The 20441-nt window shown below is 64.0% G+C and carries 29 protein-coding genes; 15 read left to right on the top strand and 14 right to left on the bottom strand.

All coding sequences use genetic code 11. The annotated features are described in order from the left end of the window. The first annotated feature begins 39 nt into the window (after positions 1 to 39). The 4 genes from HSR6_RS02700 to HSR6_RS02685 all read left to right on the top strand — a co-directional run bounded on the left by HSR6_RS02700 (position 40) and on the right by HSR6_RS02685 (position 2550). Positions 40 to 945, top strand: a complete 906-nt coding sequence (locus tag HSR6_RS02700) for a metal-dependent hydrolase (protein WP_070364503.1) — start codon at positions 40 to 42, stop codon at positions 943 to 945. 39 nt (positions 946 to 984) lie between these two features. Then, a complete protein-coding gene (locus HSR6_RS02695; protein ID WP_071932725.1) occupies positions 985 to 1629 on the top strand; it encodes a hypothetical protein in 645 nt (214 codons plus the stop codon). Further along, positions 1626 to 2279, top strand: coding sequence for a hypothetical protein (locus tag HSR6_RS02690; RefSeq protein ID WP_071932724.1), 654 nt, complete (start codon positions 1626 to 1628; stop codon positions 2277 to 2279). Before HSR6_RS02695 ends, HSR6_RS02690 begins: the two co-directional genes overlap by 4 nt. A 61-nt stretch (positions 2280 to 2340) precedes the next feature. Beyond that, the gene (locus tag HSR6_RS02685; protein WP_070364500.1) at positions 2341 to 2550 is read left to right on the top strand and encodes a dodecin; all 210 of its coding nucleotides are present in this window, start codon (positions 2341 to 2343) and stop codon (positions 2548 to 2550) included. Here the strand turns inward: HSR6_RS02685 and hisD are convergent, their stop codons facing one another. Continuing rightward, the gene (hisD, locus tag HSR6_RS02680; protein ID WP_199399078.1) at positions 2551 to 3822 is read right to left on the bottom strand and encodes a histidinol dehydrogenase; all 1272 of its coding nucleotides are present in this window, start codon (positions 3820 to 3822) and stop codon (positions 2551 to 2553) included. Positions 3823 to 3883: 61 nt separating this feature from the next. Beyond that, on the bottom strand, positions 3884 to 4453 hold the full coding sequence (locus HSR6_RS02675; RefSeq protein ID WP_070364498.1) for a DUF7110 family protein: 570 nt from the start codon (positions 4451 to 4453) through the stop codon (positions 3884 to 3886). 184 nt (positions 4454 to 4637) lie between these two features. Between HSR6_RS02675 and HSR6_RS02670 the strand changes: the two genes are divergently transcribed. Further along, the gene (locus HSR6_RS02670) at positions 4638 to 6071 is read left to right on the top strand and encodes an HPP family protein (RefSeq protein WP_070364497.1); all 1434 of its coding nucleotides are present in this window, start codon (positions 4638 to 4640) and stop codon (positions 6069 to 6071) included. Between the two features lie 38 nt (positions 6072 to 6109). Continuing rightward, positions 6110 to 6301, top strand: a complete 192-nt coding sequence (locus HSR6_RS02665) for a hypothetical protein (protein WP_070364496.1) — start codon at positions 6110 to 6112, stop codon at positions 6299 to 6301. A gap of 1 nt (position 6302) precedes the next feature. Here HSR6_RS02665 and HSR6_RS02660 read toward each other — a convergent pair whose 3' ends face one another. From HSR6_RS02660 to HSR6_RS10845, 3 genes are all read right to left on the bottom strand, one after another. Further along, on the bottom strand, positions 6303 to 6824 hold the full coding sequence (locus tag HSR6_RS02660; RefSeq protein ID WP_071932722.1) for a Mov34/MPN/PAD-1 family protein: 522 nt from the start codon (positions 6822 to 6824) through the stop codon (positions 6303 to 6305). 82 nt (positions 6825 to 6906) lie between these two features. Then, the gene (locus tag HSR6_RS02655; RefSeq protein ID WP_071932721.1) at positions 6907 to 8184 is read right to left on the bottom strand and encodes an RNA-guided endonuclease TnpB family protein; all 1278 of its coding nucleotides are present in this window, start codon (positions 8182 to 8184) and stop codon (positions 6907 to 6909) included. Beyond that, positions 8181 to 8318, bottom strand: coding sequence for a plasmid partition protein ParG (locus HSR6_RS10845; protein ID WP_148661793.1), 138 nt, complete (start codon positions 8316 to 8318; stop codon positions 8181 to 8183). The genes HSR6_RS02655 and HSR6_RS10845 overlap by 4 nt, the downstream gene beginning before the upstream one ends. Positions 8319 to 8374: 56 nt before the next feature. Here HSR6_RS10845 and tnpA point away from each other — a divergent pair, with 56 nt between their 5' ends. The 3 genes from tnpA to HSR6_RS02640 all read left to right on the top strand — a co-directional run bounded on the left by tnpA (position 8375) and on the right by HSR6_RS02640 (position 9954). Beyond that, positions 8375 to 8773: an IS200/IS605 family transposase gene (tnpA, locus tag HSR6_RS02650; RefSeq protein ID WP_071932720.1), complete on the top strand. Its 399-nt coding sequence runs from the start codon at positions 8375 to 8377 to the stop codon at positions 8771 to 8773. Positions 8774 to 8944: 171 nt separating this feature from the next. Further along, on the top strand, positions 8945 to 9622 hold the full coding sequence (locus HSR6_RS02645; protein ID WP_071933615.1) for an AzlC family ABC transporter permease: 678 nt from the start codon (positions 8945 to 8947) through the stop codon (positions 9620 to 9622). After that, positions 9619 to 9954, top strand: a complete 336-nt coding sequence (locus HSR6_RS02640; protein ID WP_071932719.1) for an AzlD domain-containing protein — start codon at positions 9619 to 9621, stop codon at positions 9952 to 9954. Before HSR6_RS02645 ends, HSR6_RS02640 begins: the two co-directional genes overlap by 4 nt. Position 9955: 1 nt before the next feature. Here the strand turns inward: HSR6_RS02640 and HSR6_RS02635 are convergent, their stop codons facing one another. The 3 genes from HSR6_RS02635 to HSR6_RS02625 form a co-directional block, all read right to left on the bottom strand. Then, positions 9956 to 10165, bottom strand: a complete 210-nt coding sequence (locus HSR6_RS02635) for a TOBE domain-containing protein (protein WP_070364493.1) — start codon at positions 10163 to 10165, stop codon at positions 9956 to 9958. An 87-nt stretch (positions 10166 to 10252) separates the two neighbouring features. Further along, entirely contained in the window at positions 10253 to 10762 is a 510-nt protein-coding gene (locus HSR6_RS02630) for a hypothetical protein (RefSeq protein WP_071932718.1), read from the bottom strand. Between the two features lie 127 nt (positions 10763 to 10889). Beyond that, positions 10890 to 11507 (bottom strand): helix-turn-helix transcriptional regulator, encoded by a 618-nt coding sequence (locus tag HSR6_RS02625; RefSeq protein ID WP_071932717.1) that lies wholly within the window; start codon positions 11505 to 11507, stop codon positions 10890 to 10892. A 295-nt stretch (positions 11508 to 11802) separates the two neighbouring features. Between HSR6_RS02625 and HSR6_RS02620 the strand changes: the two genes are divergently transcribed. From HSR6_RS02620 to HSR6_RS02605, 4 genes are read left to right on the top strand one after another with little or no spacing between them, the layout of a single operon-like run. Continuing rightward, a complete protein-coding gene (locus tag HSR6_RS02620) occupies positions 11803 to 12186 on the top strand; it encodes an SHOCT domain-containing protein (RefSeq protein ID WP_071932716.1) in 384 nt (127 codons plus the stop codon). Then, the gene (locus HSR6_RS02615; RefSeq protein WP_071932715.1) at positions 12183 to 12629 is read left to right on the top strand and encodes an SHOCT domain-containing protein; all 447 of its coding nucleotides are present in this window, start codon (positions 12183 to 12185) and stop codon (positions 12627 to 12629) included. Before HSR6_RS02620 ends, HSR6_RS02615 begins: the two co-directional genes overlap by 4 nt. A 52-nt stretch (positions 12630 to 12681) precedes the next feature. Next, on the top strand, positions 12682 to 13281 hold the full coding sequence (locus tag HSR6_RS02610; RefSeq protein WP_071932714.1) for a DUF5789 family protein: 600 nt from the start codon (positions 12682 to 12684) through the stop codon (positions 13279 to 13281). 42 nt (positions 13282 to 13323) lie between these two features. Beyond that, positions 13324 to 14556 carry a glycosyltransferase gene (locus HSR6_RS02605; protein WP_070364487.1) on the top strand — a complete coding sequence of 411 codons (1233 nt, stop codon included), beginning with the start codon at positions 13324 to 13326 and terminating at the stop codon, positions 14554 to 14556. A gap of 15 nt (positions 14557 to 14571) precedes the next feature. Here HSR6_RS02605 and HSR6_RS02600 read toward each other — a convergent pair whose 3' ends face one another. Then, entirely contained in the window at positions 14572 to 15234 is a 663-nt protein-coding gene (locus tag HSR6_RS02600) for a helix-turn-helix domain-containing protein (protein WP_070364486.1), read from the bottom strand. Positions 15235 to 15389: 155 nt separating this feature from the next. On the opposite strand from HSR6_RS02600, the gene HSR6_RS02595 reads away from it, so the two are divergent. After that, positions 15390 to 15578: a hypothetical protein gene (locus HSR6_RS02595; protein WP_070364485.1), complete on the top strand. Its 189-nt coding sequence runs from the start codon at positions 15390 to 15392 to the stop codon at positions 15576 to 15578. 289 nt (positions 15579 to 15867) lie between these two features. Here the strand turns inward: HSR6_RS02595 and HSR6_RS02590 are convergent, their stop codons facing one another. Next, positions 15868 to 16113: a UPF0175 family protein gene (locus tag HSR6_RS02590; protein ID WP_070364484.1), complete on the bottom strand. Its 246-nt coding sequence runs from the start codon at positions 16111 to 16113 to the stop codon at positions 15868 to 15870. A 323-nt stretch (positions 16114 to 16436) separates the two neighbouring features. On the opposite strand from HSR6_RS02590, the gene HSR6_RS02585 reads away from it, so the two are divergent. Next, positions 16437 to 17396 (top strand): D-2-hydroxyacid dehydrogenase, encoded by a 960-nt coding sequence (locus HSR6_RS02585; RefSeq protein WP_071932713.1) that lies wholly within the window; start codon positions 16437 to 16439, stop codon positions 17394 to 17396. Here HSR6_RS02585 and asd read toward each other — a convergent pair whose 3' ends face one another. Genes asd through cofD form a run of 4 tightly spaced genes read right to left on the bottom strand, consistent with a single transcriptional unit; the run spans position 17397 to position 20421 of the window. Continuing rightward, positions 17397 to 18428, bottom strand: coding sequence for an aspartate-semialdehyde dehydrogenase (asd, locus tag HSR6_RS02580; RefSeq protein WP_071932712.1), 1032 nt, complete (start codon positions 18426 to 18428; stop codon positions 17397 to 17399). 55 nt (positions 18429 to 18483) lie between these two features. After that, the gene (locus HSR6_RS02575) at positions 18484 to 18663 is read right to left on the bottom strand and encodes a 30S ribosomal protein S17e (RefSeq protein ID WP_070364481.1); all 180 of its coding nucleotides are present in this window, start codon (positions 18661 to 18663) and stop codon (positions 18484 to 18486) included. A 40-nt stretch (positions 18664 to 18703) separates the two neighbouring features. After that, entirely contained in the window at positions 18704 to 19432 is a 729-nt protein-coding gene (locus tag HSR6_RS02570; RefSeq protein WP_071932711.1) for a tRNA-dihydrouridine synthase, read from the bottom strand. Beyond that, positions 19432 to 20421: a 2-phospho-L-lactate transferase gene (gene cofD / locus HSR6_RS02565; RefSeq protein ID WP_071932710.1), complete on the bottom strand. Its 990-nt coding sequence runs from the start codon at positions 20419 to 20421 to the stop codon at positions 19432 to 19434. The genes HSR6_RS02570 and cofD overlap by 1 nt, the downstream gene beginning before the upstream one ends. Positions 20422 to 20441: the final 20 nt, after the last annotated feature.

Genomic DNA, 20441 nt, shown 5'->3' with positions numbered 1-20441 from the left:
AGAAACGACTTTAAGCGGTCGGCGACCATAGCGGATACCATGTTCGTCGGCCACGCCGCGCTCGCCCTCGCCCTGGTCGGCCTCGGGGCCTACGGATTCGGCTTCTCCCGCGAGCGAGCGCTGGCACTTGGGACCGTCGCGGCTGTCGCGGCGACCCTCCCGGACGTCGATGTGCTCTACGCGCTTCCCACACTTTTGGGGGGCGTGAGTCTGGGCGGTGTGCCTGTGGAAGCCTTCTGGGACGGGGCCGCAGCCCACCGATCGATCACCCACTCGCTGGTCGTGGCCGCACCAATCGCGGCGACGGTGGGGCTCGTCGCCGCCCGTGGTCGGCACCGACTTGCTGGTCTCGGGCTCGCGCTGGGTCTCACCGGGGCGCTTTTGACACTCCCAGCGGGCCAACCAACGATCGTCGTCCCCTTCGTCCTCGGAGCGGTCCTGCTGGGGATCGCAGCTGGCAGGCTATCGGTTCCCTGGCCCGCCGTGACTCTGGCGGCGGGCATCGCCCTGTTCAGCCACCCGTTCGGTGACCTCGTAACTGGGGATCCGCCCTGGCTCCTCTATCCCGCCGGGTTCGAGGTCCTGACCGGCCGGGTCACGCTCGCCCCCGATCCCACTGTGCACCTGCTTGCGGCCTTCTTCCTGGAACTCGGGGCGATCTGGCTCGGACTCGCCGCCGTGACGTGGCTGCGGGGGGATTCGATCGTCGAGCGAGTGCGGCCCCGTGCCGCCCTCGGGGCAGTCTTCGCGCTGTTCGCGTTCGTGATCCCAGCCCCCACACTCGCGGAGTCCTACCAGTTCGTCTTCGGGGTCACGGCCGTCGGCCTGATCGGACTCGTTCCCCGAAACCGTCGGGCCCCGCTGTCCTGGGCGATCACCGGCCTCACGGCGATCACGCTAGCTGGCGTGGCTTACACCGGCGCGTACCTCCTCATCGGTCTCTGAGACGAAGCTTTCCTAACCGTCCCACGCGAAGGATACCCAATGGCACGAACCGGTGAGCTCGCTGCGGTGATGAGCGAGACGCGCCTCAACGCCGCGCTGGGCTGGCTCCTGCTCCTGGCGATCGCGCTCGTGGGAACCAAGAGTGCGATCGACGCGGACTGGGTCTGGGTGGCAATCGCCGTGATCGTCCTCGGGCTCGCGATCTTTCCGCCACTCACGTTCCGAAACCCGCTGGTTATGTTGCCCTGGGAGGTGCTGGGGCTCGTGATCCTCCCGCTTTTCGTCCGTGGATTCTTCGGCGGCCTCCTCGGGACCATCGCGGCCTACCTGGGGGTCGCGGCAGTGGCCCTGGTAGTTGCGGTGGACCTGGACGTGTTCACGCCGGTCCGCATGACTACCTGGTTCGCCGTGATCTTCGTGGGCGTCACCACGATGGCGACCGCGGGCATCTGGGCCGTACTCAGGTGGCTCTCCGATATCTTCCTGGGGACGACGATGGTGTACCCGACACCGCCACCGGTCACCCCGGCCGTCGAGCAGATCGCGCTGGAGGCGCTGATGTGGGACTTCGTGGGCGCAACGCTGGCCGGCCTGTTTGCCGGGTTCATCTTCGCGTGGTACTTCAGACGACTCGCCGCCGGCCGGAGCCGCCTCCCCCCGGAAATCGCGGAGGCGATCGAATGAAAATCCGCGAGCGCCTGGGCATCGACCGAAAACGGCAGGCCCAGATCAGTCGACTCATGCAGCTCTCTCTCGTGGGCTTTCTCTTCGTCGGACTCTACGAGATCGACGTGGGTATCATCGTAAACTCGACGCTGGGGCTGGTGATAACGACCCTTCCCGCGATCATCAGCCGTGACTACCAACTCCCGATGGACCCAGCATTGACCCTCTGGATCACCGCAGCGGTGTTCTTACACACGCTCGGTGCGGTCGGCTTGCCGGGTATGGAGCAGAACGTCTATCAGTCGGTGTGGTGGTGGGACCACCTCACACACATGGTCTCGGCCTCGCTCGTGGCCGGGGCGGGCTACGCAACCGTTCGGGCCCTCCAGGGACACGTCGAGAACGTCGAGTTCCCGCGACGATTCGAGTTCGCGCTCATCGTCGTCCTGGTGATCGCCTTCGGCGTGCTCTGGGAGGTCGCGGAGTTCGTGATCGCCGAACTCTCCCTGTGGCTCGGCGCGGAACCCGTGCTCACCCAGTACGGGGTCGGCGACACTATGCTTGATTTGATCTTTGACGTGGTGGGAGCGGTGCTCGTCGGCATCCTCGGGAGCACACGTGTCGACGCCATGACCGCGATGCTGGCGGGACATCTCTCGCGAAGCTGACAGTCCCGAACCCCCTCACCGGCGCGTAGTTTTATCGGTGATCAAACCATACACTCACTCGATGGTCTTCAAGAAGATCACCCTGACCGGGACGAGCGAGGAGAGTTTCGAAGCCGCCGCCGACAACGCCGTCGACCGGGCGGAGATGACACTCGACAACGTCATGTGGGCCGAAGTAACCGAGATGGGCGTCGAGGTCGCCTCCGTCGAGGGCCGACAGTACCAGGTCGAACTGGAGGTCGCCTTCGAACTCGAAGAGCCCGAGGCCTGATCAGTCCTCGAGCCGGACCGAGACACTCGCCTCGTGGGCGTCGAGTCCCTCGGTCGTCGCGAGGGTCCGAATCGTGTCGGCGAGTCCCGAGAGTGAATCCTCGTCCAGTCGCTGGACGGTCGTCGCCCGAAGGAAGGTATCGACGGAGAGCCCACCGACGATTTTCGCCTGGCCACCGGTCGGCAGGACGTGGTTCGTCCCAGTCGCGTAGTCCCCAGCAGCCACCGGCGTCTGATGGCCCAGGAACACCGAGCCAGCGCTATCGATGGCATCGAGTACCGCCTCGTCGTCGGCCGTCTGGATCGAGAGGTGCTCGGCCGCATAGGCCTCGGCGAAGGTCGCGGCCGCCGACAGCGAATCGGCGACGAGGATCGCGGATTGAGCGCCATCCAGGGCCGCCTCGATGGTTTCTGCCCGATTACGCTCCGGGATCTGGGCGTCGATCGCGGCCCGGATGGAATCAGCGACCGCCGCGTCGTCCGTGATGGCGACCACCGAGGAGTCGGGATCGTGCTCGGCCTGGGCGAGCATGTCCGCCGCCACGGCGGCCGGATCGGCGGTGTCGTCGGCGATCGCGAGCAGTTCACTGGGGCCCGCCAGGAAGTCGATCGCCGCGTCGCCCTGGACTTCGGCCTTCGCCGCGGTCACGAACCGATTGCCGGGCCCGGCGATCTTCTGAACTGGTTCCACCGACTCGGTTCCGTAAGCCAGCGCCGCGATGGCCTGTGCCCCACCGATCTGGTAGACCGCATCGGCCTCAGCGACGTCGGCCGCGTAGAGGGTCGCCGGGTGGATCTCCTCGGCCGGCGGCGTCGCGACCACGACCTCCTCGACCCCGGCGACCTTCGCGGGAATCACACCCATGAGCACGCTCGACGGGTACGCGGCGGTCCCACCCGGGGCGTAGATCCCGACTCGATCGAGGGGCCGGAACCGACGACCCAGTTCCCGGCCGTCAAAATCCGCACGCCAGTCCTCCGGCACCTCCGCGGCGTGGAACTCGCGGATGTTCGCGGCGGCGGTTTCGATCGCTGCTTTGATGTCGGAATCCAGTGCCGAACCCGCCTCGTCGATTCGCGCTGTGACCTCGATCGACTCGACCTCGACGCCGTCGAAGCGACTGCTCAATTCCTTGAGTGCGGCGTCGCCGTCGGCTCTGACCTGTTCGATGATCTCCCGGACGGTCTCCCGTTCGGCCTCGACCCCGGAATCCCGATCGACGAGCGCGGCCCGACGATCGGCATCCAGATCCGAAAGCTGCATCGGCGACAGTTGCATACCTGTCTTCTCGAAGGGCGGCAGGAAAACGGTTGGCATCGGCCCCGAGTTGGGCCTACTCGGAAATGTAGGGGTTCTCTCGCCAGTCGACGCCGCCGTCCTCGCCGTCCCCGCCCGGTTCGACCGGTTCCTCGACGACCTCGACAGTGGCGGCGGTCGGCTCGCCGTCGACGATCTTCAGCGGTTCGAGGGTGCCATCGATCGCGGTGATCGCGGTGAGCGTGCCCTCGGTGTCGAGCAACGCGATGTCACGCAGAACGGTGAACATCTCGTACTGCAGCGCCGTGTTCTGGAGGACCGCCTCGCGGTCCCCGCTGAAAGAGGCCATCGTGACGAGTTCGCTCGGGATCTCCTCGTCCTCGTCGAGGGCGTTCCAGCGGCGGCCCCGTGGGGGCTCCTCCTCGTAGACGCGTTTCTCCTCGATGCTCGCTTTGAGCTGGGCCGTCGGCGTGTACTTGCCCACGCCGTCCCCCGCGGCCACGGCCTTGATGAGCAAGATGTTGTTTCGTCTCGTCCGCTCGAGGGATTCGATTTCCGGGGGAAGGTCTGGATCCTCGAGATAGGCCTCGAGATCCTCGAGCGGGAGTTCGAACGACGCGGAAAGTCGGAATACCTGACCAGTCATGTGTACCCGTTACCCCGAGGTCGGCGCTGGGCCTCAGAGCAATCACTGCTACCTACGGGCCCATTGCTTAAATGGGTCCGGTTCCGGTATCGCCGGGATAAGGAGATACCTAACAATTCAGTTAGTCGCTGATTATCGCCGACGATCGGTGCGTTCAACTGCCCGCCCCCCACACTCCGGGCGTATGGCACGCGGGGAGCGATGGGGAGAGCCGGAGTTGCGGGAAGCAAAGCGAGCGATCGGCCGTCGGTTGCTCGAGGCGGCCCGCCAGCGAGTGACCAGCACCGACATCCTCCTGCACCTGATGGTCCTGTTCGTCGTCCCGCTCCTCCTGGCCGGGCTTACGTTCCTCTCGAATTCCATCTCCTTGCTTCCGTTCGTCATCTACCCACCGCTGGCCTCGGGCACCTACACCCTCTTTGCCAACCCGGAGAGCATCTATGCCGAACCCCGACGCTTTGTCGGTGGGATGACCCTGGGTGCGTTCTCCGGCTGGGTCGCGCTCAAGATCGCCACGGCGCTCTGGTATACGGTGCCGCCGGGAGAGATGGAGGTCCACGCCGGCGCGACAGCCCTCGCCGTGGCGCTCACCACGCTCACAACGTGGGCGCTGAAGCTCGAAGTGCCGGTGGCCTTCTCCGCGGCGCTTCTGGCACTGGTGGCCGGCACCAATTTGACCTACGTCATCGCGATCGGCCTGTCCAGTTCCCTTGTCGCCGGGGTCTACCTGGTCTGGCACGACCGGATCTACGAGCAGCGGGGCCAGTTTCTCTACCGCACGGTCACGAGCGACGATCGAGTACTCATCCCAGTTCGTGACCGTCTCGCGGACGCGGAGACTGGGCAGTTCGGAGCGCTCCTCGCCGCGGCACACGAGGCTGGAACGGTCGTCCTCTACCGCGCCTCTCCAAGACAGGAGCTTCCAGCCCCACAATTCGAACTTGAACCGACCATGGTGCCAGTACCCGGTGCCGAGGGCGAAGACCCACGGACACCCACCCCGGATATCGCCGCGGTCAACCAGGTTCGCACCGCCATCGAGGACACCGTCGATGTCCCCTGTGAGGTGGCCATCGAGCCGGGAGAACCGGACGACCCGGAGGGCATCCGCGCCGCGGCCGCGGCCCTGAACTGTGATCTGATCGTCACCAGCCACGAGGGCGCGCTGGCCGATCCGACCGATTACCTCGTGGGGATCTTCAGCGGCGACATCGACGCGATCGCCTTTCACGCCGCCGAGGAGGCGACGAGCTGGAGTCGGATCCTCGTCCTCGTCAGAGGTCCCGGGAAGACCTCCCGCGCGATGATCGACTTTGCCACCCGGATCGCCACTGCCCCCGAACGGGTGAGTGTCGCCCACACCATCGAGGAACGCGAACGACGCCGGGAGGCCGAAACCATGCTCGCTGAACTGGTCGACTCCTTCGATTCGAGCATCGAGACCCGGGTCGCCCGGGGGCCAGTCGGACGATTTCTGGAGCACAACGCCAGGTACTACGACGTGGTCTTCGTGGGATCGAGTACGGACCGGTCGGTCGCCTCCCGGATCCTCTCGCCGCCGACCTTCCAGCACCTCACCGAAGTCGAGGCCGACATCGCGCTGGTTCATCGTGGGTGATCGGCACGCAGATGGGGCTCCCGGCACAATCTCGGGCCATGACAGCAGAGCGGACGATGATCGGCGTGCACGAAATCGATGCCGACGGGACCATCGAACTCGACGAGGCGGTCTTCGAGGCCTGTCAACTCGAACGGGACAGCCGTGTCCTGGTGGTCGCTTCACCCGAGGGCGGCATCACCGTTCGGCCAGTGACGACGGAGTTTTCGCCCAGGAAAAGCGGTCAGTAGCTCAGTGGCGATCATCCCGATCCGCCTCGTCCAGCCGGCCTTCAGCGGCCAGTTCGGCGTCGATCTCCGCCTGGGTGAAATCGAAGAAGTGCTCCTCGGGGAGTTCGATGTCGAGGACCTCAAGGGTGGTCTGCCGGCCGTCGTTGTCGAAGACCTTCCAGTCCCCCCAGCCGTAGGGCGCGCCGACGATGATGTGGACCTGGCCCTGCCCGAACGTGGCCAGGTCGGCGTCGCTCGGCTGGAGGACGCCGTTTGGGTGTGAATGGACCGATCCGACCGATCGCATGTCGTTTGGCTTCATGTGAGAGCGGACCGAGGCGCTCACCGGACTGGACTCCGTACCGGGAATCACAAGCACGTCCGTGATGACCTGGCCGGTCCGGTCGAGGCCCAGTTTGCTGGCGTCTTCAGCCCGGAGAAAGCCCATGTACTCGTTGGGATGGGTCGCCTCACAGGCCTCGAGGGTGAACTCCATCGTCTCTCTCGCGATGCCGAGGAGCTCACTCGACCGGAACAGGCGCATAGAGAGTTCTAATCGAGGGACGCCTAAAGACCTCCGGGTCGAGTGAACCGCCTCGGGGTCAAGCCCCGAGGCTTCCCGTGGATTAGTCGGACACGCCTCGGATACCATTGGGATGGTGCCCTCTCGCGGTATCCGAGGTCACGGTCGGGGCGTCCACGGCCCCCGATGCCTGCCGTCGCACCTTCCGCACTTGGGGAAGGCTGTTGAGAGCAGGCACATTCCAGTCTTGATGCTTCTCGATACCTTTCACAGCGATGTTGACGCTCGCACTTCGGTCGGCGTGGTCCTGATGCTGGCACGACCGGCACTTGAACCGCTTTCTGTGGCGGTTCGCCCGTTCTGTGTGTCCGCACATCGGACACTGCTGACTCGTGTATTCAGGGTCAATCCACGCCGTTGGCACGCCCTCGAAAGCGGCTTTGTACGACGTGTAGTATTGGAGCGCACGGAACGGCAGGTGGTGCAGGCGTCGGTTCATCCGAGTGCCGTAGTCGATACTGTCGCGCATCTCTTTGAGGTCTTCAAAGACGATGCACGGCTTCTCGAACTGGTGGCTCCATTCCACGATGTGACGGCTCACCTTGTGGAGTCGGTCACGGACGAACCGTTCTTCCCGACCTTCGAGCGTATCGTGCATACTCGGTTTCTCGGCGTTCTGCACCCGCTTTCGCATCGTGAAGTAGCGGTGACGCTCGAACTTGATTTCGGGGAAGTCAATGACAAGCGTATCCTCAACGCCTTCTGCTGACAGTGCCGACAGTGCCATGTTGTCTTCGTTCACGTCCACGCCAATGACTGTCCGAGAGTCCTGTTTCTCTCGGACGGTACGCTCGGTGTTCGTGACATTGACGTGCAACTCAGGTGTTCCGTCGTGGAACAGGGCTTCGGCTGTCCCGATGGACCACTCGTCACCAGCGAGTGCCGTCCGCAGAATGTCGAGATGGGTGTCGTCGCCCACCAGCACGCCATTGACGTGCTTGTACGGTTTGGCACTGATACGGAACTCGATAGTACCGTCGTCTCGGAGCGTGAGGTTGTAGCCTTCTTCGTAGTTGGCTCGAAGCGGGTACGCGCCGTCTTTGGTGTGGCTCGGCAGGCCGAAGTCGTCGTACTCGTGGTAGTTTTCCATCGCGCCGAGTGCTTTCGCAACGACGCGCTGTGTGGTATTTTTCACGAGGTCGGCGTCGTCGGCCACACGGTCGGGGATTTCATCCCAGTCAACGCCCTGCTTGGCAAGACGGATAGTTTCGTTGTACGCCCACCGGGATTCGAGCGTGGCGTCTTCCAGCAGACTCTCGTTGTCACTATGGATGTTCAGTTGGAAATCCAGCGTCTTCACGAGAGTCTGTACGTCGGTCATTCTTCGGATTCGTTGAGCCAGTCTTGGACGAGTCCACGCACGACTTCGGACTTAGTTTTCTCAGCGTCGATGCATTGCTTCGAGAACTCCTTGTATAGCTTGTCCTCGAAGTCCACGGTGAGTCGTTTAGTCATCTCACACGTATTGCTTATTCACTGAAATGCTTAAATCTTGTCCACGCACTGTCTGTATGGGCGAGAAACGGTCAAACCACACGGTATACAACGTCAACTACCACTTTGTGTGGTGTCCGAAGTATCGACACCCAATACTGGGTGTGATAGAAGATTCACTGGAATCGAGTTTTCGAGCGGTGTGCGACGAGTACAACTACGAGATTCTGTCGTTGCACATCTCACCCGACCACGTACACCTGTTTCTGTCGGCACATCCCAAACACGCCCCGAGCGAGATTGTACGGGCAGTCAAGAGCATTACAGCAGGAGAGATGTGGCAACAGCACAAACCTCTATTACAGGAATACCTGTGGGGCGGTGGGTTCTGGGAGGAATCGTACTACGTCGGGACGGCTGGTGATGTTTCGACCAGCACGATTGAACAGTACATCGAGCGAACGGAACACGTTTAGCCGAGCTTACGGCCTTCACCCTCAGGGTCAAGTGGTTCGAGAATCTCCGATTCTCGTCATCACGGAAATCGAAGATTTCCGTACGACCCCGAGGCACTCGGCCTGTTCCGCCTGTAGATCACGTCCTTTAACGTGCCGGCCGGCCACTACCCGAGCAACACAGTCGATTCGATGCACACTGCAGATCTCCGCCGTGGCGTCAGGGACGTCGCCCCGCTGTTGCTTGGTATCGCACCCTTCGGCCTGGTTGTCGGAGTCGCGGCCGCGAACGCCGGCCTGGATCTCGAACTGGCCATCGGGATGTCCGTCCTGGTCTTCGCGGGAGCCGCCCAGCTCGCCGCACTCGAACTGCTGCGGACGGATGCGCCCCTCGTGGTCGTCATCTCGACGGCGGCAATTATCAACCTCCGAATGCTCATGTACTCCGCCTCGATCGCCCCACACTTCCGGGACCTCGGGGCCCGCCTGAAGGGTGGGCTGGCCTACGTCCTCACCGACCAGGCCTACGCCCTCTCGATCGCCCGTTTCGAGAACGGGCCGGACGTCGACCGGGTGTCCTACTACGTCGGCGTCGCGATGCCGATCTGGCTCGTCTGGCAGGTGATGACCGTCGCGGGGGCCCTCCTCGGGGCCGGGGTCCCCGACTCCTGGGGGCTCGATTTCACCGTCCCGCTGGTCTTTCTCGCACTGCTTGTTCCCGCCGTGGAGGATTCGGCGACAATGGCCGCAGCATTCGTCGGTGGGAGCGTCGCGGTGATTGGCGCGGGCTTGCCGCTCAACCTGGGGCTCCCGGTCGGGGCCACGATCGGCGTGCTGGCCGGAGCGACGTTCGAAACGGTGAAACAATGACCACGGGCTATCCCGACCCCATCGTCTGGCTTGCCATCCTCGCCATCGGCGTGCTGACCTTCGCGATCAGGGTCTCCTTCATCGCGCTGTTCGGTCGGCTGGACGAGATCCCAGCCCGGGCGAAGCTCTTCCTTCGATACGTCCCCGCGGCCGTCCTCGCTGGCCTGGTCTTCCCCGCATTTCTCACCTTCGACGGGGCTGGCGGGCCCGCGATGGACAAGCTTCTGGCGGGCGGAATCGCGGCGGCGATCGCCTGGCGGACCGAGAACGTCCTCGCGACGCTGCTCGCGGGAATGGGCTCGCTTTGGGTACTCCGATTCGTGGTCCTCTGAGTCAGTCCTTGTTGACCATCACTTCGCTGGCCTTGATGACTGCCGAGACCGCATCACCCGGGGCCAAATCCAGCCGTTCACAGGAGTTCAGGGTGATCGTCGAGGTAACCTCTTGACCGTCGCCGAGTTCGATGACGACTTCGGCCATGACCTCCCCCGTCGTGACTTCTTTGACAGTTCCGTCGAGTCGGTTGCGGGCACTAAGTGCCATACCATCCCATAGGGGACGGGTACCAAAGTCAGTTGGTATGGCGGAATAGGACAACGAAAACGGAACGAAGTCCGGACCAGGCCGGAGTTACCAGCCGCCCCAGCCGGAGCCACCCATGCCGTACCCACCGGAACCGTGGCCGCCCATGCCGTGACCACCCATTCCGGGACCGCCCATGCCGTAGCCGCCATGATGGGGTGCCTGCGGACCGTATCCACCGGGCCCGTAGTTATCGGCCGGCCCGAACCAGCTCGGGCCACTCCCGAACGGACCGTACTGGCTCCGTTCTGATGCGGTTCCGCCCCACGGAACCATGTGCTCGGCCATCCCCTGGGCCACGGCTTCGACCGTCGTGCCGGTCTGCTCCTCGAAGGCGGCAACGCCATCAGGGCCCATGCGCTCTTCCATCCAGTACGCGATGGACTGGGCGCGAGCGTCGGTGGTGTTCTCGGCGTCCGCGTACGGCGAGGCGTCACCGTACGGGTTCGATGTCTGCGTGTCGGTTCCAGAGTGGGCAAGCGCGGTCGGGGCAAATGCCCCCACGGCGAGTGCCGTAATAATCGCCCCAGTGATCAGGACGAGTGTGGTTCGTCGCATTGCAAATGAACCTATAGATCGGGGAGGGGTTGTCTCCGTGGCCGTGAACGAAGTCAGGAAAACAGCGCAAACCGTTTCTCGACGAAGCTAAGCGTTTTTGAGAACAGAGACCGTTCGTCGAGCCCGGTCACTCGGTCACGCCGGGCAATTGCTCGGCCGGGTAGACACGATAGGTCCGCCCCTGTTTTTCGCGGTACACGAGCCCCCGCTTTTCCAAATCGGAGACCGTCTGGCTCACCTTGCTCTTCGAGAAGTCCGAACGGTCCCTGACTTCGATCTGGGTGAGGCCGGGCGATTCCAGAACGGGTTCGAGAATCCGCCGCTCGTCTTCGGGCAGCAGATCGAGCAGTGCGCGCTGTGATTCGAGCCCAGCCACCGATTCGACACTCGACGTGGCGTCCGCGGACACGTCCGCGGACTCCTCCCCCGCCTCGTGGGCAGCGGATTCGATGTCGGACGTGCCCATTTGCGGGGCCGCCTGGGTGTCGGGCTCGGTCCACTCGTCTCGCAGGACGAGATAGCCGCCGCCCAGCACTCCCGCCACCACCAGCGTGCCGACGGCGATGACCAGGGGGTCTGTACCCTGTGTCGTACCCATCCCGTCCATCATCGACCCCATCATGCCGTCCATCTGACTCTCGAAAGCCTGCTGGGCCTGGTACCGATCCCAGGTCCACAACCCGCCCAGCAGCAGAACCGCACCCACGACGATCGCCGCCAGGCGGTCCGCGCGTCGCTTGTTCATCTCATCGAGACGAAGGCTTTCGAGGATATGAAAACCCTCCCCTCCCGGCTGAATTCGGACGGGGATCGCTTTGGGGCAAACTCGTCACGGATAAACGGTCTTTCTGACGAAAAACGATTAACAGGCAGTATAAAAGTTCTAAGCGATTTTGTGGACTACATTTTCGGGCAGGAAGATAACCCCAGAGGAGATCTACGGGGTGATAGACGATGACCGACCAACCGACCGAACCGATACGTGTTCCAGTCCGACCGAATCCGACCCATACTACCGCCGATCTCGGGGGTGATCGATAATGAACAGCCTGGGCAAGCGGGTCGGGTTGGGCGTGTTGGCTCTCGCAGGACTCATCCTCCTCGTTCCAACGTTCCGCTCAGGGGCCACCGGCGGCTATGGAACGATGGGCGGTGGGTACGGCGGCATGATGGGTGGCGGATACGGCGGTTTCGGTGGCGGAATGGGGCTGCTGGGACCGTTCGCACAGCTGCTCTTCCTCGCACTTCTCGTCGCTGGGGCGTACGTTCTCTTCCAGGCGGTCGCCGGAGACGGCGATCACCGACTCGGCCGTTCCGGGGACGGTGCAATCGAGGAACTGCGGACCGCATACGCACGCGGAGACATCTCGGAGGAGGAGTTCGAGCGACGACGGGCGACGCTTCGTCTCGACGACGAGCGATGAGACGGCTCTGGCCACTACTCGCGAGCGGGATCTTCGTTGCCGTGCTGGCACAGACGGGCCTGGGACTGGGTCAGTGGCCGATACTGGCCCTCCTCGCGAGTGCCGTAGTCGTGGCGGTTGTAGCGAGCGGGTCGCTCTCATTCGGCGAGGACAGCACCAGTCAGCCCTCCGAAAAGGCAACGAGTCTCGAAGCGCTCAAACAACGGTACGTCGCCGGCGAGATAGACGACGTCGAGTTCGAACGAAAGCTGGAGACGCTGTTCGAGAACGAGACGGTCTCGGACGTGGAGCGCTCGCTCCGGAGAGAAACCGATGCGACAGACGACCGGGAATCGAGCCCGGAGACGGTCGAGACAGAACCACGGGCCGAGGATACACACCCGGAACGGCGGAAATCCCGACCGTCCGGCCGCTGCGGTTCCCGACGACGGTCGTGTCGGTAGTAGGCTCCCGACAGCCCACAAACCTATGACCGAGCCGCTCCGAGTTTCGGGTATGCCGGATGACAAACGAGGCCGGGAGAAGCAGGCCAGGAACGCGGACCGACGGCAGCGAAAGCGAGCGATCGCGTCGGAGCTCGAACGGATGGACGAGCCGGAACCCGAGATCGACGAGGGGGAACTTGCCCTCTTCGAGACGGCCCTCGAAGAACTCGAGTTCCCCGTCACGGCGACGGAGGTGGTCTCCGAGATGGGGCATCAGGAACTCGAAGGACTCGAGCAGGCCTACAGCGTCGCCGAACTCCTGCCCGCGACCGAGGCGATCTCGTTCAACCGCCCGGCGGAGGTTCGCATGCGAATTCAGCGGCCGTCGATCGCTACGGCGCTAAAGCGGATCGTCGAGGAGACAGACACCATCCAGGGCGCCTCCTTGACGGGGTCACAGCTGGAAACCTACGAGAAGACCTTCCTCGAACTGAAGGCGATCGACGCGGTCGACGATGACGAAGGGATTCCCGTCCTCCGGGACTGGATCCTCGAAAGCCTCCGGGAGAACGGGGAACTTCCCGGCTCGCGGGGCGTGCGTCGCCGAGCCGCGGACTACTGCCGCGAGAACGGCTACGAGGTCCGCAACGACGAGTGGCTCGGCATCTGATAATCCACACTTCTTAAGTTCGGGCCGACCCGGAACCCACTCGTGGTGGCGATAGAGACGCTGCAAGTCGTTCTCGCAGTCCTCCTCTGGGCCGCCCTGGCGGTGTATGGGTTCTCGTCACTCTGGTGGGTGATCGAGACGTTTGGCCTCTCCAGGGGCTGGCGACCGGACTCGACGGACGCCTGGGGCCTCGAAGAGATCCAGGTGCGAATCCTGACCATCGGAGCCGAATCGGTGGTACAGACCACCGTCGACGCAATTCCAAACGGTATCGCCAACATCCGAGTGATCGCGGAGCGGGAGATCGAAATCGACGGCGCAACCGTCCATGTCGTGCCCGAGGACTTCGAGTGTGCGGCGACGAACAAGGGCCGTGCGGTGGAGTGGGCCCGACGCCACGTCGAGTGTGACACCGAGTACGTCCTCTACCTCGATGAGGATACGATCGTCACGGACCTCACCGGCCTCCCGGACGCGGATTTCGTCCAGTTCACCGAGAAGCCGATCTACACGGGGTCGCGGTTTTCCTACCTCGCGGAGATCTTCCGGACGGGCTATCAGTTCGAACAGCTCGGATTCCACCGCCTGAACTACCCGCTCTATGCCTGGGGCGGTGGCTTTGCCATCCGCCGGGAGATCGAAGAAGAACTTGGCTGGAACGTCGCGACGATCACGGAGGACACGAACCTCATCTGGCGGGCCGCCGAGGCCTACGATCTGGAGTACCAGCTTGTCGACGCCCGGTTTCGCAACCAGGCCCCGCCGTCGATCAGGGCCATGTTCAAACAGCGGCGGCGCTGGATGTCCGGCACCATCGGGGACGACCACCTGTTGCCTGCTCACTACCGGCCGCTCTATCTGACCCGGGTGATCGCCTGGGCGTTCTCCCCGTTCGTGCCGCTGCTCGTCCTCGCATCGTTCTTGCTGCCCGGGACTGCCCCGGGGATCGAATTCTACGGCCTGATTTCGACCGGCCTGTTGGGAATCCTCTTTGTCTACATGCTCTTTGGTGCACTCGCGTATCGCAAACACCCGCTTCTCTGGCCGGTGTTGCTCCTGCTGACGCCCGTGGCCGTCGTGCTCCACGCTGTCGGTGCGATGTGGGGCGTGGTGAGTCCGGTCGAAGAGTTCGAAGTCACGGAGAAGGTCACCGCGGCGACGATCGAGCGAGTCAACGCCGGCCTCGATGCGGGTCAGTTACGCGAGCACGAGGGGAACGAGCGGCTGGTTCGTGATTCGGATCAGGCCTTCGAGACGCGCATCTTCGAAGACTGAGCCAGGGTCGTCCGGCTACGGCCGCCCGATTGGGGGCTCGGCGGTCTGGATCGTGTTCGTCACCAGATTCCCGATGGCCCGCCGAAGTCGCTCGGTCATGGCCTGATCCGAGACGCCGAACTCGGCGGCGAGGGCCTTCGTGGTGATCTGTCGCGGGATCTCGTAATAGCCGGCCTCGACGGCCCGGTCGAGGGCCGTCCGCTGGGGTCCCGTCAGCCCGTACCAGGGCCCTGCGTCGGGTCGAGTGGGATTGAACAGCCGCGTGATCTCGATCGGGAGGCCCGTCTCCTGACAGGCGGCCCGAAAGTCCGTCAGGTTCTCGTGGGACTCGAACTGGATCTCGAAGTCCCAGACGGACCCCCGCCGTTCCGAATCCAGGACCTCCCCGTCGAACTGGTTGACCGTATCGAGAAACCGGTCACCGGAGCGGGCCCAGTTCAGGGCGTAGAGTGCCATCGCCGCGTGCTCGGAGACGACCCAGATGTCGGCGACTGGTCCCTGGTCCCGGAGGGACGCCTCGAACTGGTCCCGTCCGGCAGCGACTTTGATGAGGGGCACCCGGCGCTCCCCGAACGGGACGATCCCCTCCAGTTCGACCCGTACCCCAGGACCCACGTCGAGGAGCTGCCCCAGCTCGAATGCCGTCGCCGGCAGTTCGAGCTCCACGATTGCACTCATTACGCTACATTCACACTAACGACGGTTAAAGGCACGGAGACGGCCGAATACTGGCTTTCACCCTGGTATACCAGGGCCATCGGTACTACTATGGCTGTCGGGCCACCAGGTAGGCTCACAATTAGAGCGTTGGCTCATCAGGGTTCCACCTATTTATGTCAGACCTCCCTCACTCCGACGACGACACCATCGCCTCGGCTACCGACTTCGAGCGGACGCTCCAGGCCGTGCTCCGATCGGCGTATGAAAACGACGTCCCGCCGGCAGGGTCCTGGGTGCTCCGTAACGGGGAGCAACTCCCCGACTGGGAAGTGCAAGTCACCGAACTGGAGAAGTCCCGTTGAGTTCGTCCGGCATACCGTGAGATTTGTGACCGTTTCGAATTGCCACAAAGCATAACCGGGTGCATGGCATACCATGCAGTAGAGTCTCTTTGGAGACTCTGGGAAGTGCGGGACGACGTCGGTTCTCTCCCCCTGATTCCCGGGCTTCCCCTGATACTACTTCCGTCGAGTCCAAACAGTGCAAATATCGGGGGCACAATCCGCTTGTGCCGGCAATTTCAGGTACCGTGGTTTGGAGTTGGTGAGCGCGAGATTCAGGAGTGGCGAGGTATCAGAAACAACCAGCCCGCTATCCGGCATAGTCGAGATCTTCTTCGAGTTCTCGTTCGCCGTAGTGACGGACGATTTCACGTTCGCCGAGGAGTTCCTGAAACTCCCGTTTCGACATCTCTGCCAACGTACGGGCTTTTCCGAACGAAAGGATATCGCGGGCGTACAGCGAGACCGCTAACTCCCGCTTCATCGCGGGTGAGCGCTCCCTCTCCGGGAGCTGTAACGCCTCGTAAACGTCGTCATCGATTTCTATGGTCGCCATACCTAAAATACGTGTACGCAATTCTTGAGTGTTTGGCCAGAAATTCCCAAGCGGACGGCGTGCGAAGCAAGCGCTCGATACGGTCGAATGTCGCCCGGAACACTAACTCCCGACGTCATCCCTGGCGGCGTGCCGCGTCGGCCGGGTAACCCTCGTGCCGGGCGTGTCTGTCGCGTGCCGGGGTTCTCCACCGGTCATCGCGCCCTGGGAGGCTTGCTCGGGCGGGGACTACGGCACGCAGGTCAGTATGCGCGGGGACCGCGGAAAAACCTGTCCGCCGACCGGGGCCGAAACTTTTCATAGGGCTCCCCCTACCGGAGGGTGTGACAGTCGACATCGTCGTGCTCAGACAGCAGTTGCAGGGACTGGACGGCGAGTCCTACGCCGCGGCCCTCGAAGAACGGCTCCCCGAAGCCGAAATCAGCGTCGCCAGAACACCGAGCGAGGAGCGAGCGTTGCTCCGGACCGCCCAGATCGCGGCCGGGACGAACATCGACCCGGAAGCCGTCGAACGGGCCGAGAACCTCGAACTCTTCGCCGGGACCTACGCCGGGACCGAACACCTCCCACTCGACGTCCTCGAGGACCACGGCATCGCCGTGACCAACGGCTCGGGCGTCCACGGGCCGAACATCGCCGAGTACGTCCTCGGGAGCATCCTGTCGTTCGCTCGGGGGTTCCCGACCGCCTGGCGACAGAAGGAACGCCGGGAGTGGCAGGCCTTCCAGACCCACGAACTCCAGGGGAGTACCGTGACCGTCATCGGTCTCGGTGCGATCGGGCAAGCCGTCCTCCAGCGACTCGAACCCTTCGGCGTGCACACGATCGGCCTGCGATACACCCCGGAGAAGGGCGGCCCGGCCGACGAGATCGCCGGCCTCGAAGGCGAGGCCCTCCACGACGCGCTCGCACGCAGTGACTACGTCGTCGTCGCGAGCCCACTCACCGAAACTACTCGCGGATTGATCGACGAGACGGCCCTCGAAACGATGTCGCCTGATAGTGTGCTCGTCAACATCGCACGCGGCCCGATCGTCGAGACCGAAGCGCTAGTGAGCGAACTCCAACGAAACGGGATTCGTGGGGCGGCCCTCGATGTCACCGACCCCGAGCCGCTGCCGGCAGACCACGAACTCTGGGGACTCGACAACGTCTTTCTGACGCCCCATCACGCCGGCTTCACGCCGAACTACTGGGAGCGGCGGGCAGACATCCTGGCGGAAAACGTCGAAATCGCTGCAGAAACAGGCTCCTTCGACGGGTTGGTCAATCAGGTCCGGTAGCTACAGCCAGCCGTCCTCGGCCAGCAGTTCGCCGTTCAGCACGCTCGCGCCGGCCGCACCCCGGATCGTGTTGTGTGCGAGGACGTTGAATTTGATCCCCGTCTCGGTCTCCTGAATGCCGCCGACCGCGATGCCCATGCCGTCCCCGACCATGCGATCCAGCCGCGGCTGTGGCCGCTCCGGATCCTCGAAGACGGTGATGAGCGGGTCCGGGGCCGTCGGCAGGTCGATCGTCTCGGCGTCCTCGAAGGCAGCCGCGACGGCCTCGGTATCGGGGTCCTCCGCAAACTCCACGAAGACGTTCTCCAGGTGGCCGTCGATCGTGGGGATCCGGTTGCAGGAAGCGGTGACCGCAGCATCGTGGTACTGAACCTCGCCGTCACCCAACTCGCCCAGCAATTTCCGGGACTCCGCTTCCATCTTCTCCTCCTCCCCACCGATGTGCGGGATCGCATTGTCGATGATGTCCATCGAGGAGACCCCGGAGTAGCCGGCCCCCGAGACCGCCTGGAGGGTCGCGACGTGGACCCGTTCGATCCCGAACTGCTCCAGGGCTGCGAGGGCGGGAACCATCGTGATCGTCGAGCAGTTCGGGTTCTTGATGAGCGCGCCGTCCCAGCCCCGATTCGCCCGCTGGGCCTCGATCAGGTCCAGGTGTTCGGGATTGACCTCCGGAATGACCAGAGGCACGTCCGTCGCCCGGCGCTCGTTCGAGGAGTTCGAGGAGACCACATAGCCCGCCTCCACGAAGTCGTGTTCGACCTCGCTTGCCACATCGGAGGGGAGCGAGGAGAAGAGCAAGTCGACGTCGTCAGGAATCGCATCTGGCTCCGTTCGCCGGACCGTCTGGTCCGCAACGCGCTCGGGGATGGGCGAGTCGACCCGCCACTTGGCGGCCGCTCGGTAGGACTCACCGGCACTGGCCTCACTGGCAGTCAAAACGCGTAGTTCGAACTCCGGATGATCGGTGAGAAGCTGAATGAATCGCTGTCCGACGGCCCCGGTCGCACCGAGGATGCCAACCTGAATCATACCCGGCGTTTGGCAGCCCGGCCCTAAGCCCTTCTGATTGGGAGCGATTTGCCGCTCAGTTGAGTTTGCGCGTGACGTAGCCGGCGATCCGATTGCGGACCCCCTTGGACTCGATGTTGGTCAGGGCGGTCACGCTCTCCTTGTTGTGCTCGAAGTCGTCAGCCTGGAAGGCCTGGGGATATCGTTCGAGCAGGATCGTTCCGGTCTTTTTGACGTAGTCGGGCTTGATTGCCATATCGTGGCTTACCGGCCGGCCTGGTTAAAACCATTCGTTCCTAGCTCTCCTGGACGCCCCGAAGGACCCGATCCAGTACCCGTGGATCGTCGCTGGGCCGGGCCACGCTGACGGCATCTGCACCCCGTTGCAGGTAGTTTCGAGCCGTCTCCCGGTCACGAACCCCGTTGTTCGCGATGAGGAAGGCGTCGACCCGGTCGGCGATCGCACCCACCACCGGCTCCGAGTCCATCGCGTCGACGTGAAGGATATCGGCCCCGGCCGCGACGAGTGACTCGCCGAGCGCGGGGAGATCGACTCCGTCCACTTCCGCCCGAACTTTCACGCTCACCGTCGCCCCGGTCGCACTCGCGACCGCGACCTGTTCTCGTAGTCGTTCGGGCTCGTGGAGCAACGCCTGCCCGCCACCCCGATCGGTCATCTCGGGCTGCCGGCAGTGGGCGTTGATTTCGAGAACCGCGTCGTGCTCCTCACAGATGGCGGCGGCCCGGCGTAGCGCAGTTGGCTCGACGGCCCGGACGTTGAATCCCGGCTCGATATTCAGATCCGCCAATTGGCCGAGCTGAGCGTCCATGAACCCAAAGGGATCGGCCGGGAGGAACTCTTTGCGGTCACGCTCGGCGACCAGTTCGCGAGCGGCCGCCCGTGTCGGGTCGTCGAGGGCCAGCCCACCGAGAAACGCCAGCCCGGCCCACGGCGAGGCCGCGGTCGCCCACTGGGCGTCCGACTCGCCACTCAAACTCGCGAGCGCGAGGCGGGGCTCGAACATCAGACGACCTCCAGAGCCGCTTTGGTCGCCCTGGCGACCCGCGTCGCGTCCGCTTTCGTCTCGATTTTCGTGTCGGTGCGGATCGTGGGCCGGTCCAGGTTCGTCCCGTCCGCGGTATCGAGCACGAAGGCATCGACGAAGGGCAGCGCCGCAGCGACACCCGCTGTCGAGGCCTCGTAGCCCTCGGCGCGCATGAGTTTCGCGGCCGGGCCCGAGAAGACCTGGTCCTCGATGAACGGCGAGACGGCGACGACGGTCGTCTCGGAGAGCGCCGCGGGAACCCCCGCAAGAGCGAGCATCGGACCGAGACTCGTAATGGGGTTGGCCGGCCCGATGACGACTGGCTCCGCGAGGGCGTCGAGCACGGCCTGGGTGGGTTCGGCCGCTTTAGCGCCGCGAAACTCGACGTCCGAGACGGTCGGCTCGCCGCCGCGAGCGACCCAGAACTCCTGGAAGTGCATCTCGCCGGCCGGAGTATGAACGATGGTCGCGACCGGATCGTCGCTCATCGGAAGCACCGACACCGAGAGCCCAAAGGCCGTTGCAAGCTGTCGGGTGGCTGCCGTAAGCGAGTGACCTTCATCAAGCAGCGAAGTCCGGAGGAGGTGGACGGCCCGGTCCCGATCGCCGATGTGGAGAAACTCCGGGGCCGCAGAGAAGCGACGAAAGCGGGCCAGGTCCCGGCCGGCCGTCTGTGCTGTGTCGGGAAGGTATCGAGGGTCGTCCCCCCGGTCGAGCGCTTCCGTGAGTGCAGCGAGTTCCGTGTTGGTGGTCGCCGTATCGTTTGCCTGGCCCCACCAGCGCTCGCGGTCGAGTCGATCGCTCCGGCCATAGAGGACCGAATCGATGTCGGGACAGACCAGCAACCCGCCGAGTTCCACGTCGTCACCGGTGTTGGCGATAACGGTGACCGTCTCCGGATCGAAAACCGGATCGGTCCCCCAGAGGAGCTTTGGGGTTCCGGTTCCGCCAGCGAGAACGGTCGGCATGCGCGGGTGAAGGCGGTCGG

It is taken from the genome of Halodesulfurarchaeum formicicum, from assembly GCF_001886955.1.
In the GTDB taxonomy this organism is placed as follows: domain Archaea; phylum Halobacteriota; class Halobacteria; order Halobacteriales; family Halobacteriaceae; genus Halodesulfurarchaeum; species Halodesulfurarchaeum formicicum.
Note: the sequence above shows the minus strand (reverse complement) of the source record. Positions and strands in the feature narration are given on the sequence as shown.

Bases quoted from the DNA above. Each gene is read 5' to 3' on its own strand.
- HSR6_RS02700 (WP_070364503.1), top strand. From the start codon at position 40: ATGTTCGTCGGCCACGCCGCGCTCGCCCTCGCCCTGGTCGGCCTCGGG.
- HSR6_RS02695 (WP_071932725.1), top strand. From the start codon at position 985: ATGGCACGAACCGGTGAGCTCGCTGCGGTGATGAGCGAGACGCGCCTC.
- HSR6_RS02690 (WP_071932724.1), top strand. From the start codon at position 1,626: ATGAAAATCCGCGAGCGCCTGGGCATCGACCGAAAACGGCAGGCCCAG.
- HSR6_RS02685 (WP_070364500.1), top strand. From the start codon at position 2,341: ATGGTCTTCAAGAAGATCACCCTGACCGGGACGAGCGAGGAGAGTTTC.
- HSR6_RS02675 (WP_070364498.1), bottom strand. From the start codon at position 4,453: ATGACTGGTCAGGTATTCCGACTTTCCGCGTCGTTCGAACTCCCGCTC.
- HSR6_RS02670 (WP_070364497.1), top strand. From the start codon at position 4,638: ATGGCACGCGGGGAGCGATGGGGAGAGCCGGAGTTGCGGGAAGCAAAG.
- HSR6_RS02665 (WP_070364496.1), top strand. From the start codon at position 6,110: ATGACAGCAGAGCGGACGATGATCGGCGTGCACGAAATCGATGCCGAC.
- HSR6_RS02660 (WP_071932722.1), bottom strand. From the start codon at position 6,824: ATGCGCCTGTTCCGGTCGAGTGAGCTCCTCGGCATCGCGAGAGAGACG.
- HSR6_RS02655 (WP_071932721.1), bottom strand. From the start codon at position 8,184: ATGACCGACGTACAGACTCTCGTGAAGACGCTGGATTTCCAACTGAAC.
- HSR6_RS10845 (WP_148661793.1), bottom strand. From the start codon at position 8,318: ATGACTAAACGACTCACCGTGGACTTCGAGGACAAGCTATACAAGGAG.
- tnpA (WP_071932720.1), top strand. From the start codon at position 8,375: ATGGGCGAGAAACGGTCAAACCACACGGTATACAACGTCAACTACCAC.
- HSR6_RS02645 (WP_071933615.1), top strand. From the start codon at position 8,945: ATGCACACTGCAGATCTCCGCCGTGGCGTCAGGGACGTCGCCCCGCTG.
- HSR6_RS02640 (WP_071932719.1), top strand. From the start codon at position 9,619: ATGACCACGGGCTATCCCGACCCCATCGTCTGGCTTGCCATCCTCGCC.
- HSR6_RS02635 (WP_070364493.1), bottom strand. From the start codon at position 10,165: ATGGCACTTAGTGCCCGCAACCGACTCGACGGAACTGTCAAAGAAGTC.
- HSR6_RS02630 (WP_071932718.1), bottom strand. From the start codon at position 10,762: ATGCGACGAACCACACTCGTCCTGATCACTGGGGCGATTATTACGGCA.
- HSR6_RS02625 (WP_071932717.1), bottom strand. From the start codon at position 11,507: ATGAACAAGCGACGCGCGGACCGCCTGGCGGCGATCGTCGTGGGTGCG.
- HSR6_RS02620 (WP_071932716.1), top strand. From the start codon at position 11,803: ATGAACAGCCTGGGCAAGCGGGTCGGGTTGGGCGTGTTGGCTCTCGCA.
- HSR6_RS02615 (WP_071932715.1), top strand. From the start codon at position 12,183: ATGAGACGGCTCTGGCCACTACTCGCGAGCGGGATCTTCGTTGCCGTG.
- HSR6_RS02610 (WP_071932714.1), top strand. From the start codon at position 12,682: ATGCCGGATGACAAACGAGGCCGGGAGAAGCAGGCCAGGAACGCGGAC.
- HSR6_RS02600 (WP_070364486.1), bottom strand. From the start codon at position 15,234: ATGAGTGCAATCGTGGAGCTCGAACTGCCGGCGACGGCATTCGAGCTG.
- HSR6_RS02595 (WP_070364485.1), top strand. From the start codon at position 15,390: ATGTCAGACCTCCCTCACTCCGACGACGACACCATCGCCTCGGCTACC.
- HSR6_RS02590 (WP_070364484.1), bottom strand. From the start codon at position 16,113: ATGGCGACCATAGAAATCGATGACGACGTTTACGAGGCGTTACAGCTC.
- asd (WP_071932712.1), bottom strand. From the start codon at position 18,428: ATGATTCAGGTTGGCATCCTCGGTGCGACCGGGGCCGTCGGACAGCGA.
- HSR6_RS02575 (WP_070364481.1), bottom strand. From the start codon at position 18,663: ATGGCAATCAAGCCCGACTACGTCAAAAAGACCGGAACGATCCTGCTC.
- HSR6_RS02570 (WP_071932711.1), bottom strand. From the start codon at position 19,432: ATGTTCGAGCCCCGCCTCGCGCTCGCGAGTTTGAGTGGCGAGTCGGAC.
- cofD (WP_071932710.1), bottom strand. From the start codon at position 20,421: ATGCCGACCGTTCTCGCTGGCGGAACCGGAACCCCAAAGCTCCTCTGG.